This is a genomic window from Niabella aquatica, assembly GCF_054779315.1.
In genome coordinates, this window is the sequence record NZ_BAAGYM010000001.1 from 282,200 (window position 1) to 296,327 (window position 14,128).

Annotated in this window: 12 protein-coding genes and 1 tRNA gene; 7 read left to right on the forward strand and 6 right to left on the reverse strand. The window is 42.6% G+C overall.

Going from position 1 to position 14,128, the window contains the following annotated elements; translation table 11 throughout:
• Positions 1–75: 75 nt before the first annotated feature.
• A tRNA-Gln gene (locus ACYVBM_RS01075) sits at positions 76–146 on the reverse strand.
• Between the two features lie 188 nt (positions 147–334).
• Between ACYVBM_RS01075 and mdh the strand changes: the two genes are divergently transcribed.
• Entirely contained in the window at positions 335–1,264 is a 930-nt protein-coding gene (gene mdh, locus ACYVBM_RS01080; protein ID WP_460683756.1) for a malate dehydrogenase, read from the forward strand.
• A gap of 126 nt (positions 1,265–1,390) precedes the next feature.
• On the forward strand, positions 1,391–2,503 hold the full coding sequence (locus ACYVBM_RS01085) for a lipase family protein (RefSeq protein WP_460683757.1): 1,113 nt from the start codon (positions 1,391–1,393) through the stop codon (positions 2,501–2,503).
• A gap of 91 nt (positions 2,504–2,594) precedes the next feature.
• Here ACYVBM_RS01085 and ACYVBM_RS01090 read toward each other — a convergent pair whose 3' ends face one another.
• The 4 genes from ACYVBM_RS01090 to ACYVBM_RS01105 all read right to left on the reverse strand — a co-directional run bounded on the left by ACYVBM_RS01090 (position 2,595) and on the right by ACYVBM_RS01105 (position 5,482).
• Positions 2,595–3,047, reverse strand: coding sequence for a GatB/YqeY domain-containing protein (locus ACYVBM_RS01090; protein ID WP_460683758.1), 453 nt, complete (start codon positions 3,045–3,047; stop codon positions 2,595–2,597).
• Positions 3,048–3,082: 35 nt separating this feature from the next.
• On the reverse strand, positions 3,083–4,156 hold the full coding sequence (locus tag ACYVBM_RS01095; RefSeq protein ID WP_460683759.1) for a pseudouridine synthase: 1,074 nt from the start codon (positions 4,154–4,156) through the stop codon (positions 3,083–3,085).
• A gap of 122 nt (positions 4,157–4,278) precedes the next feature.
• Positions 4,279–4,689: a Spy/CpxP family protein refolding chaperone gene (locus tag ACYVBM_RS01100; RefSeq protein ID WP_460683760.1), complete on the reverse strand. Its 411-nt coding sequence runs from the start codon at positions 4,687–4,689 to the stop codon at positions 4,279–4,281.
• A gap of 34 nt (positions 4,690–4,723) precedes the next feature.
• Positions 4,724–5,482 carry a hypothetical protein gene (locus tag ACYVBM_RS01105; protein ID WP_460683761.1) on the reverse strand — a complete coding sequence of 253 codons (759 nt, stop codon included), beginning with the start codon at positions 5,480–5,482 and terminating at the stop codon, positions 4,724–4,726.
• A gap of 197 nt (positions 5,483–5,679) precedes the next feature.
• On the opposite strand from ACYVBM_RS01105, the gene ACYVBM_RS01110 reads away from it, so the two are divergent.
• The 5 genes from ACYVBM_RS01110 to ACYVBM_RS01130 all read left to right on the forward strand — a co-directional run bounded on the left by ACYVBM_RS01110 (position 5,680) and on the right by ACYVBM_RS01130 (position 12,238).
• Entirely contained in the window at positions 5,680–8,025 is a 2,346-nt protein-coding gene (locus ACYVBM_RS01110) for an ATP-dependent helicase (RefSeq protein WP_460683762.1), read from the forward strand.
• A gap of 65 nt (positions 8,026–8,090) precedes the next feature.
• Entirely contained in the window at positions 8,091–9,371 is a 1,281-nt protein-coding gene (locus ACYVBM_RS01115) for a chloride channel protein (RefSeq protein WP_460683763.1), read from the forward strand.
• A gap of 82 nt (positions 9,372–9,453) precedes the next feature.
• Entirely contained in the window at positions 9,454–9,885 is a 432-nt protein-coding gene (gene tsaE / locus ACYVBM_RS01120) for a tRNA (adenosine(37)-N6)-threonylcarbamoyltransferase complex ATPase subunit type 1 TsaE (RefSeq protein ID WP_460683764.1), read from the forward strand.
• Positions 9,886–10,153: 268 nt separating this feature from the next.
• A complete protein-coding gene (locus ACYVBM_RS01125; protein ID WP_460683765.1) occupies positions 10,154–11,368 on the forward strand; it encodes an alanine dehydrogenase in 1,215 nt (404 codons plus the stop codon).
• Between the two features lie 129 nt (positions 11,369–11,497).
• Positions 11,498–12,238, forward strand: a complete 741-nt coding sequence (locus ACYVBM_RS01130) for a hypothetical protein (RefSeq protein WP_460683766.1) — start codon at positions 11,498–11,500, stop codon at positions 12,236–12,238.
• Between the two features lie 244 nt (positions 12,239–12,482).
• Here ACYVBM_RS01130 and gltX read toward each other — a convergent pair whose 3' ends face one another.
• A complete protein-coding gene (gltX, locus tag ACYVBM_RS01135; protein WP_460683767.1) occupies positions 12,483–14,018 on the reverse strand; it encodes a glutamate--tRNA ligase in 1,536 nt (511 codons plus the stop codon).
• Positions 14,019–14,128 lie beyond the last annotated feature (110 nt).

Genomic DNA, 14,128 nt, shown 5'->3' on the forward strand with positions numbered 1-14,128 from the left:
AAAGTTATAAAATTCAACGGTGTATAAGATTTTACAAAAGAAAAAGAGCAGACCTGAAAAGACCTGCTCATTTTGTTGACCCATAAGGATTCGAACCTTAACTGACTGAACCAAAATCAGTAGTGCTACCGTTACACCATGGGTCAATCCAGTTCCGATTTCACAATCGGGTCGCAAAAATAAGCAATTTGTTTATTTCAAGCAAAAGCTTTTAAAAAAATATTTACGAAAACCCTTTCCTGATGAATATCACCTGTTTTATGTATGGGGTTTTGAAATGTAACAGTTAATTTAGCGCCTACTAATTTTTAACGATTTAAAAATATATAGCAAAATGAAAGTAACCGTAGTAGGAGCTGGCGCAGTTGGAGCAACCTGTGCCGACAATATTGCCCGCAAAGAACTGGCTTCAGAACTCATCTTATTAGATATTAAAGAAGGCGTAGCAGAAGGTAAAGCTATCGATATGATGCAAACAGCCGCTCTTCTCGGTTTTGATACTAAAATAAAAGGTGTTACCAACGACTATGCCGCTACCGAAAATTCTGATGTGGTGGTCATTACTTCCGGCCTGCCGCGTAAACCCGGAATGACCCGCGAAGAACTGATCGGCGTAAATGCAGGCATCGTAAAAAGTGTTGCCGAAAATATCCTGAAGCACTCGCCTGACACTATTATTATTGTTGTATCGAACCCAATGGATACAATGAACTATCTTACTTTAAAAACCTCGGGCCTGCCTAAAAACAGGATCCTGGGCATGGGCGGGGCTTTAGACTCATCGCGCTTTCGCTATTACCTTAGCCAGGAACTGAAATGCTCTCCTGCTGATCTGAATGCTGTTGTAATTGGTGGTCATGGCGATACTACTATGATTCCTTTGATCAAACACGCCACATGGGGCAGCACACCGGTTACCCACTTCCTGAGCGAAGCGCAGCAACAAAAAATTGTTGCAGACACGATGGTGGGCGGAGCTACACTCACCAAGCTTATTGGCACATCTGCTTGGTATGCGCCAGGTGCCGGTACTGCAGCTATGGTAGAAAGTATTCTCCGTGATGAAAAAAAGCTGATCTCCTGCGGAGTTTACCTGGAAGGAGAATATGGTCAAAGCGATATCTCGCTGGTAGTACCTGTAACTATTGGCCGTAACGGCTGGGAACAGATCATCGACTTCAAACTAAGTGACGAAGAGCAGGCCGCCTTTAACAAAAGCGCCGATGCAGTAAGAACAATGAATGATGTGCTGAAAACCTTATAACAAAATCCATTACTGTTAAAGGCTGTCCGAAAGGTTTATTTTAAACCGGGGCAGCCTTTATTATTTTACGTAAATTGCATATAACTATTAGTCAATAATCTATTTCTAACCATTAAATTGTAAACCTTGAAATACTCACTCCTGGCAGCTTTATACCTGCTGCTTTCCGGACACTCATTGCTGTTTGCCCAAAACAAGCTGCAGCCCGGTTTTGACGCAAAAGAATATATCTCTCTATTATCTCTTGGATTTTACGGAAGCAGTATTGCCGACACAGCAGCAAGAAAACACGAAAAAGATATTTATTCCAGGCTATATGTCTCTCCTGAGGTTGGCTTAAAAAACCAGTGGTCGCTTTACCTGCGTAACGATAATGTAGCTGTTATATGTATAAGGGGCACTGTAGGCGATAATTTGAGCTGGGCTGCTAATTTTTATGCGGCCATGATACCCGCCAACGGAACACTACAGCTCAATGACTCTACCAGCTTTAAGTATAAGCTCTCTGCCGATGACCAGGCTGCTGTACATGTAGGCTGGACCGTAGCAATGGCTTCTATGGTACCGGATATGGTATCAAAAATTAAAGAGCTATATACAAAAGGTGTAAAGGATATTTATATTATAGGGCACAGCCAGGGCGGGGCCATTGCTTTTCTTGTACGCTCTTACCTGCATTACCGGCAGCAGGACGGGGCACTGCCCAAAGATATATTGTTTAAAACCTATTGCAGCGCTGCCCCAAAACCAGGTAATTTATATTATGCTTACGACTTTGAACATATTACCCGTGGCGGCTGGGCGTACACTATTGTGAACCGGTTAGACTGGGTACCCGAAACACCGTACACCATTCAGCGTATCCAGGATATGAATGAGCTAAACCCGCTTATTCACACAAAAGACCTGCTTAAGAAACAAAAATTCCCCATGAGGCTTGCAGGAAGTATTTTATACGGAAAACTCAACCGCAAACCCAGGAAGGCTCAAAAAGTTTTAACTAAATACCTGGGAAACAAAATATACAAAATAGCTATAAAAAAAGCCTTACCTCAATTTAAAGAACCGCAATATGTGCCTTCTGATAATTACATGCGCGCAGGCAACCCTGTTGTCTTAATACCCGATGCAACATACCGGCAGCAATTTAAGGAAACCGGGAAGGATTATTTTGTACATCATCAGTTCGCTCCTTATTATTTCCTTACTAAAAAATATTATTTTGGAACAAACCAATAAAAGCGCAGGTAACAACATCGCTTCACGTATATAAAAACAGGCAGTGCCCGTTAGCTTTCTTATAAAATGCTACAATCGAATTGAACAGAACCTAAGGTGCTAACAGCTCTTTAACCATTACCGAAATAGCCTTCCCGTCTGCCTTCCCTGCAAGGGCTTTAGTAGCAAGGCCCATTATTTTTCCCATATCGGCAGGAGAAGCGGCTCCGGCCTCTGCTATAATTTTTTGCAGCTCGGCCTTCAGCGCTTCAGGAGAAAGCTGGGCCGGTAAATATTTTTCTATCACGGCAATCTCCTGGCGCTCTTTTTCAGCCAGGTCAGGACGATGCTGCTTTTCAAAAATTTCCAGGGAATCCTTACGCTGCTTCACCAGCTTCTGCACAATTTTTATCTCATCATCGGTACTTAACTCTTCTTTAGCGCCTTCAGCTGTTTTAGCCAAAAGAATAGCAGCTTTTACAGCGCGCAAACTGGTAAGGGCATTAGAATCCTTAGCCAGCATGGCTGTTTTAATATCAGCATTGATTGTTTGTTCTAAAGACATTTTTCTAAAAAATTGAAAGATTGTTGAATAATTGTTTAGCGGGTTTGTCGTTTCACGGGCAGCCTTTGCACGCCGGATCGGTGCTTTTTGTTTTCAGCTTTTGGTATTATGCTTTTTGCCTGGGGCGTTTTGCTTCCGGCCTTCAGCTTTCCACTTTTCGCGGGCGGCTTTTCACTTTCAGCCTGCGACGTTTTTCTTTTGCCATCTTTACGGAAATACTTCAGATTACGCACTTCTTTTTCTGTAAGAAAACGGAACTTGCCACGTTCTACATTCTTTTTAGTTAACCCGGCGAACATTACACGGTCTAGGTTTTTCACTTCGTAGCCCAGGCTCTCAAAAATACGCCTGACGATACGGTTACGCCCGCTATGGATCTCTACACCAATTTGCTTTTTATCTTTCATGTCACTGTACGCCAGCACATCTACATGAGCCGGCCCGTCCTCAAGCGTAACCCCTTTCAGAATTTTATCAAAATCTGCTTTATCAAGCGGTTTATCTAATGTAACAGCATAAATTTTTTTAACCTCGTTACTGGGGTGTGTCAGTTGCTGTGCCAGCTCTCCATCGTTCGTGATAAGTAAAACCCCCGATGTGTTCCTGTCCAGCCGCCCTACAGGATACACCCTTTCTTTTGTAGTATTTTTTATAATATCTAGCACCGTTTTCCTTTTTTGAGGGTCATCGGTAGTAGTGATATAATCTTTGGGCTTATTCAGCAGGATATAAACCAGGTTCTTTGTAATTAAAACTTTTTTACCGTTCGCGGTAACTTCATCTCCATCAGCCATTTTATAACCCGGCTCCATAACCACCTTCCCGTTCACCTTCACCTTACCCTCTTTGATAAGCGCTGCAGCATCCCTGCGGCTGCAAATACCCCCGTGTGCCAGGTACTTATTCAGCGGCATTTGCTCGACAGCCATTTTTTCTCGTATTATTTTAGGCGCTTCCGTGTGCTTTTGCGCCACTTCTTTTTTCTTTTGTTCAAAATACTCGGCACGTTGCTTTTTATACAGTCTTTTTTCCTGCTTGAAACCCTCTTTTACCGCAGCATTGCTTTTCTTTTTAACAAATTTCTCAAAACGCGGGTCTGCTTTTTTCATTTGTAAATATTTTTGCTGTTTTTCAACAGTAGTTAAGAAGTGCAAAGATACTTTATACAGCAAATAAAAAGCCACCCCATTTATGAAGTGGCTCCTGCTAAAATCAGGCTGCTTTAATATTATTATTTCCTGTCATTTCCTCTTGCGCCGGGCCCTCTGTTTCCCCTTTCTTTCATTTTAGCTTCCAGCTTTTCTTGTTGTTCTTTAGTAAGAACAGCATTTACTTTTTCAGTCCTTTCTTTCATCATTGCCATTCTTTTTTCCCTTCTTGCATCATCGCTTAAAGAGTTATCATTTCTCAGCTCTTCAAACTTACTCCTTTGCTCTTCATTGATCTTTTTTATTTTCTCTTCCTGGTCTTTTGTCAGATTCAGGTCTTTGTACATTTCCATCATGCCCATCCCGCCAGGGCCGCGCCTTTCTTTGCCCGCTGCTTCTTTTTTGTCTTTTGCCGGAGGAGGGCCATCCTGTGCATAAATAGCAGTAATGCTGAAAGCGCTGAAAATGGCTGCGAGGAAAATTGTTTTTTTCATTTTTGTAAATTTTAATTGATCGGATACCTGTTTTTTATTTTAAATAATACAGTCTGGGGTTATTCCGGATTTGCCGGGGCGTTGAACTCATTTTCTGCTGACGCAATCTTTCATCCCATATCGATTTTTGCCCCGCTGTAAGAATACTGCTCAATTGCAGGTCCTGTTCTCTTACCAATTGCGCTATCTGCTCCTGCTTTTGATCGCCTTTTAATGTTATATCATTCCTTATAATCCGCAGGCGCGATGCGTATTCATCATTCCATAATTTTATCTGTTCTTTTTGTTTTTGGTTAAGATTCAGTTCATTCCAGGCCGCTCTATTCTCTTTAGACACTTTTTCCCCGATATTCTTGCTCAACCCGTTTGCATCTCTTTCTTTATCCCTGATAACATTGTTTATCACATTTTTATCATTGACTGAGGAATGGCTGTTTTTTCGGAATTTCCTCACGTTTTCCTCGTACCGGACATTTTGTTCCTGTGTAAAAATGGTTTTTCTTTTTTCAACCTGCTGCTGCTTTATGGCCCGCATCCTTTCCTTTTTTTCCCCGTCCGTTAAATTACTGTCTGCAAGAATATCTTTCACCGCCTGACGGTTTCCCTTATTTAATTGCTGCAATTGCTTTTGCTGCACTTTTGTAAGGTTGAGGCCGTCATACATACCCCGCTTTTCATTTTCGGCTTTCTTTACACCGTCATTTTCCCTTCCGGGAATTTCCTGTGCGATTAAAATATTGATTATTAGCAGCGCCCCAATTAAGAACCATAGCTTTATATATTTCAACCTCATAACCTTAATTCTTTCTTAGATGATATTTTAAAATCAAACTTTCTGCTAATTCCTGTTAAATATTTCAAAACGCTTTTTTGACTAATACCCGTTACCAGGGTTTAATTCAGTCCTTCATTTTAACAAATCCAGGCACTTTTAGTAAAATTTGCCCCTAATACTTTTTAACCATTGTTCCCCTTCGTACCTTGCACCCCATGCAGGATTATTTAAAAGGATTGAACGAGCGGCAAAAAGAAGCAGTTTTACATGTTAACGGACCGATCATGATCATTGCCGGGGCAGGCAGTGGTAAAACCAAAGTTTTAACTACGCGTATTGCACACCTTATGGCCTGCGGAGTAGATTCATTTAACATACTGGCGCTTACTTTCACCAATAAGGCCGCCAGGGAAATGAAAGAAAGGGTTGAACATATTTTAGGGAATAATGAAGCACGCAATTTATACATCGGCACATTTCACAGTGTGTTTGCACGAATCTTAAGAGCAGAGGCGCACCGCATTGGCTATCCGAATAATTTTACTATTTACGATACCGATGATGCCAAAAGTGTGGTAAAAACGGTGATCAATGAAATGCACCTGGATGATAAACTGTATAAACCGGCAACCGTTTATAACCGGATTTCAGCAGCAAAAAATGCTTTGGTAACGCCGTCCGATTATGCCAACGATTATTATGTACAGCAGGAAGATATCCGGGCCAACCGGCCGGCCATAGCAAAGATCTACGATGCTTATTGTAAGCGCTGCTTTAAAAACGGCGCTATGGATTTTGATGACCTGTTGCTGAAGTTTTACCAGGTACTGAAAACCCAGCCCGATGCGCTGAGCAAATACCAGCATAAGTTTAAATATATACTGATAGATGAGTACCAGGATACCAACCCTGCACAGTATGAGATCATAAAGCTGCTGGGCGCCATGCACGAGAATGTGTGTGTAGTGGGCGATGATGCACAGAGCATTTACAGCTTTCGTGGCGCTACTATTCAGAATATTTTACAGTTTCAGAAGGATTATGATGAAGTAAAAGTGGTAAAGCTGGAGCAAAATTACCGCAGCACGCAAAATATTATTAATGTAGCCAACGAGGTGATCAGTAATAATAAAGGCCAGATACCCAAAGTGCTTTTTACAGAAAATGCAGAAGGTGAAAAAATAAGGATCGTAAAAACCATGTCGGATAATGAAGAAGGAAAATTTGTTGCCGACAGCATACAGGAACAAAAATTACGCAATCATTTTGCCAACAAAGAGTTCGCTATTCTTTACCGAACTAACGCGCAAAGCCGTGCCTTCGAGGAAGCTTTGCGGCGCATGGCTATTCCTTATACCATTTACGGGGGCATCAGCTTTTACCAGCGCAAGGAAATTAAAGACCTGGTAGCGTACCTCCGCCTCATCATCAATAGCCGGGATGAAGAGGCATTGAAACGCATCATCAACTATCCCGTTCGCGGCATTGGCAAAACCACCATAGATAAAATTATACTGCAGGCCAATACCCATAATATTACCATGTGGCAGGTGCTGGAACAGGCACCGCAATTTGGCTTCCGGGCCGGCACGCTCGATGCCATTAACCAGTTTGTCACCATGATCCAGAGCTTTTCCAGCATGCTGGCAAAACATAACGCCTACGAAGTAGCTTTTCATGTGGGCAAGCACACCAATCTGGTGAAAGAACTGTTTAACGACAAAAGCACGGAAGGGTTACAACGTTACGAAAACATTCAGGAATTACTCAACTCTATCAAAGAATGGGTAGAAAGCCCGGATAATGAAGAAGGTGAAGTGGTAGATAAAAGCCTGGGATCGTACCTGCAGCAGATCACACTGCTTACCGATGCCGACGAAAAGGATCCTGACGCAGATACAGTAAAGCTGATGACCATACACGCAGCTAAAGGTTTGGAATTCTCCTGCGTATTTGCCGCCGGACTGGAAGAAATGCTTTTCCCTAATGCCATGAGCATTAACACCCGGGAAGAGCTGGAAGAAGAACGACGCCTGTTTTATGTAGTGATCACCCGGGCTAAAAAGAAACTCTGGATCACCTATGCCAATACCCGTTACAAATTTGGCCAGCTGGTACAAAACGAGCCCAGCCGGTTTATTGAAGAATTGCCCGAGCAATATCTCGACCGCAGCTATGCGGGGGGTGGCACCAAGATGTCGGGAGGATTTGGCTTTGGTGGCAATGCGTTTGACCGGATGAACGGAGGCTGGGGTACCAATACCGTGATTGATGCTGAAAAAAAATACGGGCCGGCACCGGTGAAAAAAGCAAGCACACCAGGTTACCTGGCCCCTAAACCAGAGAAAAAAATAACCGAGCATACGCCAAGCGCCGGTTTTACACCCAGCGATGTTGCAGCGCTTGCCGTTGGTAAAAAAATAGAGCACCAAAAGTTTGGCTTTGGCGAAATTATTAAAATGGAAGGCGCCAGTCACAATCCTATGGCTGTGATAAAATTTGATATCAACGGCGAGAAAAAGATCTTGCTGAATTATGCAAGGTTAAGAATTATAGAATAAAATAGCTGAACAGGCGGTTATTTATTAGCACATTGCACGCCTGATCTATATTCAAAGTACATAGCGTGGAAAGGAAAAAAATAATTACCCATCACTACTACAAACTCATTCTCATATCCGCCTTAATCGGTGCGCTAAGCTGCTTGTTGGCATTCTCCTTAAAACATCTTACGGAGCATTTCCAGCATAAAGTATTCAGTGCAACCAGCGGTATCAGCAAAGTTTTATTGGTGTTGCTACCCACAATCGGTATTACATCCATATACTTCCTGCGTAAATATCTTTTTTTGAACAGGAAGAACAAAGGCATCACAGAGATCTATAAAACGCTGGATCTGCGAAAAGAGCACCTGCCTTTTTTTAAAATTCCCTCTCACTATCTGAACGGATTTTTCACTGTTATCTTCGGTGGATCTACAGGTGTTGAAGTATCAACAGTTGTTGCTTCAGCCACAGTGGGAAATATGAGCTATAAAAGAGAATTTTCAGCAAAAATGTATAAGCGCGAGCTCATTTGTGCAGGAGTTACGGCAGGAGTAGCAGTTCTTTTTGCCAGTCCGCTGGCAGGTTGGCTTTTCGCAATGGAAGTGATTGCCCGAAAGGTACGTCGATCACTGATCATCAGCTGTACGGCCTCGGCGATTGTTGCAGGCATATTTGTTTTTCTTTTCGACAATACCCCGCTTCTTCACTTTCCTGTTGAAGGGTGGAACGGGTATGCTATTCCCTTTTTCATTTTGTTAGGCTTATTAAGTGGTGCGCTTTCGGTTTATTTTACGCTACTGGTTACCCGTATGAAACATCTCTTTGGGCAGATACATAATAATTTTATCAGGGTTAACACAGGCGCGCTGGCAGTAGGTACCCTGATCGTATTTTTCCCCGCTTTATATGGCGACAGTTACCATGGCCTCGATACAATACTTGAAACGATTATCAGCGAAGGCCGGTTCTCCCTGCTGGTATTGGCAACATTGATTGTATTCAAACCTTTAGCCGCATCATTAACCCTGGGCGCAGGTGGCGATGGTGGCGTATTTGCACCCAGCATTGTAGCAGGAGCTTTTTTGGGCATATTTATTGCACTTTTCTGCAATACTTACCTGAATACCCACCTGGTGCCGCTCAATTTCGCGCTGGTAGGAGCAGCAGCTACCCTATCAGCTGCTATTTTTGCACCATTTACGGCGTTAATACTGGCTTGCAACCTGATGCCTAACGGATATAACTTATTCATTCCTGTGCTGATAGGTTGCTTTACTGCCAGCCTGTTTTCAAAGCTGCTGCTGCCCTACAACGTATATACTTATGATTTTTACAAAATATCAGGCGGCCCACCGGCATGAGCTTACTATTTTTCTGTTGCAACCGTCACAAAGGCATGTATTTGGAAAGAAAAAAAGATATTTGTGCCTAGATTAATGAGGTATGCCTAGCATTAAAAAATATACATTATCCCATATCAGGGAAACAGCGGAGTGGGTGCTGGATGAGCTGCAAGACCAGAAAGTGATTGCATTACACGGCCATATGGGTGCCGGCAAAACCACGCTTATCAGTGCTCTTTGTGAATATTTAGGAGTGACAGGCGGAACAAGCAGTCCTACTTTTTCTATTATAAACGAGTATCCCCTTACTATAAATAATATGGATGATTCTGTTTACCATATAGATCTTTATCGTTTAAAAAACGAAGAAGAAGCCATCAGGGCAGGAGTGGAAGACTGTATTTACAGCGGTAGCTATTGTTTTGTAGAATGGCCTGAAAGAGCGCCTGGCATTTTTCCACCGGAGACAGCACATATTTACCTCTACCACGAGAACGAGAACAAACGGTCCATTAAAGTGGAAAGGAAATGATTAAATTTGCCAGCAGGAAAATGGGAGTAGGTTTGCACACACTGCCGGATGTATCGCCAGGGGATCACAGGATACAGCTGTCAGCAGGAAACGTTGACTGATGGAGCATACACAAAATTGCCCCTACAATCATTCGTTTTTATCTGAATGTATAAACTGGCGGAACCAATGATAGCGGTGCTACAGACCACATCGTAAACATAAAATATTGTTTAGTCGTAACTAATATTCTAAACCGAGATAACTTAGTACACTTCTTGTTATAAGTATGAGTAAAAAACAGCCTGTAATCAGCACGTCCTTCAGCTATGAAACGCTGGAGGAAACACTGGATATAAAAGTGAGGGGAAAAGGCATGACCATTGGTATTCCTAAAGAAATTGCTTTCCAGGAAAACCGTGTAGCCCTGACGCCGGATGCAGTAAGTGTGCTGGTAAGCAATGGGCATCATGTAATGCTGGAGCATAATGCCGGCGATGCCTCACATTACCGGGATAAAGAATACAGTGATGCCGGGGCTAAAATCGTATATAGCCGCGAAGAAGTATTCAAAGCTCCTGTACTTGTAAAAAGTGCCCCTGTTATTGAGGAAGACCTGCCACTGCTGCAAATGAACCAGTCTATCATTTCTCCTTTACATTTATCGGTTTTAAGGCCGGAAGTGCTGTGTACAATGATGGAGAAAAAAATAACCGCTATATCGTTTGAAAACCTGAAAGACGACAGCGACTCCTACCCTATTGTACGCAGTATGAGTGAAATTGCGGGTAGCGCTGTAATGTTGATTGCAGCTCAATACCTGAGCTCTGCCAATCATGGTAAAGGAGTATTGCTGGGCGGCATTTCGGGTATTGCACCCACCAAGGTGATTATTATAGGGGCGGGTATTGTGGGTGAATATGCTGCACGTGCAGCCCTGGCAATGGGGGCATCGGTAAAACTATTTGATAACAACGTAAGCCGGTTAAAAAATCTCCAAAATACTATAGGACAGCGGTTATGGACCTCGGTAATTGAACCCAAACTACTGGCCAAGCAATTGCGTACCTGCGAAGTGGCAGTAGGTTGCCTGGCTAACCAGAGCGGTCGCACTCCTATGGTAGTTACCGAAGAAATGGTAAGCGGTATGAGGCCGGGATCGATCATTATCGATGCCAGCATTGATCGCGGCGGCTGCTTCGAGACATCGGAAGTAACCTCGCACGAATCACCTATTTTTATAAAATACGGGGTGATACATTATTGCGTACCCAATATTCCTTCGGGTTTTGCACGCACCGCTTCACAGGCTATCAGTAATGTATTGATGCCTTTACTGATTGATGCAGGCGAAGAAGGCGGCCTTGAAAGTCTTGCCTGGCACCGCATCCACCTGCGGAACGGCATTTACCTGTTTAAGGGACACCTTACTAACTTTTATCTCAGCCAGCGATTTGATTTAAAATATACCGATTTAAATTTGCTGATCGCCAGCCAGCGATAGCCTTCATTTGCTAAAAAACTGATTTACCCGCGGGACTATCGGCTTTAACAATAGCTCATTTGCTTTTTGTGAAACTTGGAAAAAGAGCGTTTATTTGAAATTAAAAAGTAACTAACCTGACACATTATTATGGGCAATAGAATACTAAAAGACATTCGTTATTATGAAAGCGACAGACCTAACATTGAAGGACAAAGTATGCCTCAGGAATTAGGCAGACTTTTTATACCGACAAAAGACACAAGCTATATTGGACAACGCATTGCAAGAAAGCTAAATGAGCTACAATATTCTTTTGGCCAATATGATCACATCTATATCAACTTAACAACCATCTTGGCTGAAAATCAAATACAGATTTCAGCCAGAAATATTGATAAAACAATTAAATACATTGACTTCGGGGTACATCCAACAAAATTCAACGCCTTTACAGAAGCACAAAAAGACAGCTTTTTAAAATCATCAACGGTCGACATACTAGAAAAAATCAGTACTGAATTCAATTTGCCGATTGTAAAAGAAATGGCAGGGCAGCTTTCAGAATTTGACACGGAACTAACCATTCACTACAAAACAAAAGAAGCAAGTTCATATAGAATCAGCATCTATTATCAAATTGCACCTAAAGAGAGCTTTACCAAAGCGATCATTGAATACCGGGATAAGAAAACAAATAGTTGTTACACAACGAATTTTAGACTGAAGTTCTATGATGACATTTATTCATTAGTAGATACAGCAACCTTTAAAAACAGCACAATCATACTCAAACCCAAAAAATCATTCAGAGCAGCCTTATACAATGAAAGATATAAGACTCCTATTGAATTAAATATAAATGACTTTGAAAAGTGTGACTGCCGCTAACCCCGGATCTTGTAATGGCTATGAGTACATAACCTCTTAAAAAAAGACCCTCATGGGAAGCTATTGGAACGGTAACCATTGACGACAATGGAGATGCATGTTGAAGATCCTGACGGGTATGTGCTACGGTTCGGAACTGCCCCAACTATAACGAACCTTTTTTAGATCAATAATATACAGGCAAAAACAGTATTCAATAAAATCCGGGTAGCTTTTTCCAGGGTTCTGAATATAAAAGTAATAGTTAGCTCCCGCCACTCAGCAGCCTGAGCGTATTTTCAATCCGCTTTATCGTTTCGTCTCTGCCAATGAGTTGTGCAATATCAAAAACGCCCGGTCCAAACTTGCCTCCCACCAGCATAATACGTAAGGGCAGCATGACTTCGCCTGGCTTTAGCTGGTTTACCGCAGCTATTTCTTTAAAGTTATGCTCCAGCTCCTGGGCTTCCCAAACAGGCGCCAATTCATAATTACGGATCAGCTCCGTAAAAAATAATGTCTTGGCTTCATTCCATTTAGGCTGTATCGAAGCCAAATCCATAGCCTGGGGCACTGAAAAGAAATATGCCGTTTGCTCATAGAAATCTGTAAGCAGGGTACAACGGTCTCTTGTCAGCTCAATAGCTTTCTGAAGCATAGTATCATCTGCAACGGTTATTTCTTTATTCTCTAAAACAGGTTTAACTAAGGACAACAATTGCTGAACGCCTGATTTCTTTATCCACTCATGATTAAACCATTTGGCTTTTTCATAATCGAACTTAGCGCCTGCGCTATGCACACGGTCCATGGAGAACCGGGCTATCATTTCTTCCAGCGAAAAAAGTTCCTGCTCTGTGCCATCGTTCCAACCCAGCACCGCCAGCAGGTTGATGAATGCCTCGGGCAGAAATCCTTTCTCTTTAAAACCTTCAGTCACCTCACCGGTCTTAGGATCTGTCCAGCTCATAGCAAATACCGGGAAGCCATATGTAGCTCCATCCCTTTTGCTCAGCTTTCCGTTAGGACCCAGTATCAGCGGGAAATGCGCCCATTGCGGCATCTTATCCAAACCAAATAAATATTTCCAAAGTAATACATGCACCGGCGCACTCGGCAGCCATTCCTCTCCACGAAAGGCATGAGATATTTCCATCAAATGATCATCTACCACTACGGCAAGGTGATAGGTAGGCATACCATCTGCTTTCAGCAATACTTTATCATCCACCAGCGAAGTATGAAAGCTCACTCCGCCACGAATCATATCATTAAAACTTACCGTTTCGTTTTCAGGCATTTTTATACGTACCACATAGGGCGTACCGCTACGCATGAGCTCATGCACCGTATTGCCATCCAGCGTAAGCGAATTACGCATCTGCATACGTACTTTATGATCGTATTGCGGAGAGGGATTTTCTTCTGTATGGTATTGCCGGCGCATTTGCTCCAGCTCTTCGGGTGTATCAAAAGCGTAGTAAGCATGGCCTTCTGCCACCAGCTGATCGGCATACGTCCTGTATATATCTTTACGTTCGCTTTGCCTGTAAGGTCCAAAAGCCCCTCCATGCTGTACACTTTCGTCCGGCTCAAGGCCACACCATTTCAGGCAGTTAAAAATATATGCTTCTGCACCTGGAACAAAGCGTGTCTGGTCAGTATCTTCTATCCTTAAAATAAAATCGCCACCATGTTTTTTGGCAAACAGGTAATTATATAAAACGGTTCTTACACCTCCCAAATGCAGGCCACCTGTAGGTGATGGCGCAAAACGTACTCTTACTTTCTTATTGCTCATGGCGCAAATGTACAGCGCATTTAGCAAGTATCAATAGTATGATTTGATAGCTGCTGCTCCATAAAAGATCTCATTTGCCGATAAGGTCAGTTTTATTCATGCTTCAGGAT

Excerpts from the sequence above, each read along its gene's own strand:
- mdh (WP_460683756.1), top strand. The coding sequence starts at position 335 with ATGAAAGTAACCGTAGTAGGAGCTGGCGCAGTTGGAGCAACCTGTGCC.
- ACYVBM_RS01090 (WP_460683758.1), bottom strand. The coding sequence starts at position 3,047 with ATGTCTTTAGAACAAACAATCAATGCTGATATTAAAACAGCCATGCTG.
- ACYVBM_RS01095 (WP_460683759.1), bottom strand. The coding sequence starts at position 4,156 with ATGAAAAAAGCAGACCCGCGTTTTGAGAAATTTGTTAAAAAGAAAAGC.
- ACYVBM_RS01100 (WP_460683760.1), bottom strand. The coding sequence starts at position 4,689 with ATGAAAAAAACAATTTTCCTCGCAGCCATTTTCAGCGCTTTCAGCATT.
- ACYVBM_RS01105 (WP_460683761.1), bottom strand. The coding sequence starts at position 5,482 with ATGAGGTTGAAATATATAAAGCTATGGTTCTTAATTGGGGCGCTGCTA.
- ACYVBM_RS01110 (WP_460683762.1), top strand. The coding sequence starts at position 5,680 with ATGCAGGATTATTTAAAAGGATTGAACGAGCGGCAAAAAGAAGCAGTT.
- tsaE (WP_460683764.1), top strand. The coding sequence starts at position 9,454 with ATGCCTAGCATTAAAAAATATACATTATCCCATATCAGGGAAACAGCG.
- ACYVBM_RS01125 (WP_460683765.1), top strand. The coding sequence starts at position 10,154 with ATGAGTAAAAAACAGCCTGTAATCAGCACGTCCTTCAGCTATGAAACG.
- ACYVBM_RS01130 (WP_460683766.1), top strand. The coding sequence starts at position 11,498 with ATGGGCAATAGAATACTAAAAGACATTCGTTATTATGAAAGCGACAGA.
- gltX (WP_460683767.1), bottom strand. The coding sequence starts at position 14,018 with ATGAGCAATAAGAAAGTAAGAGTACGTTTTGCGCCATCACCTACAGGT.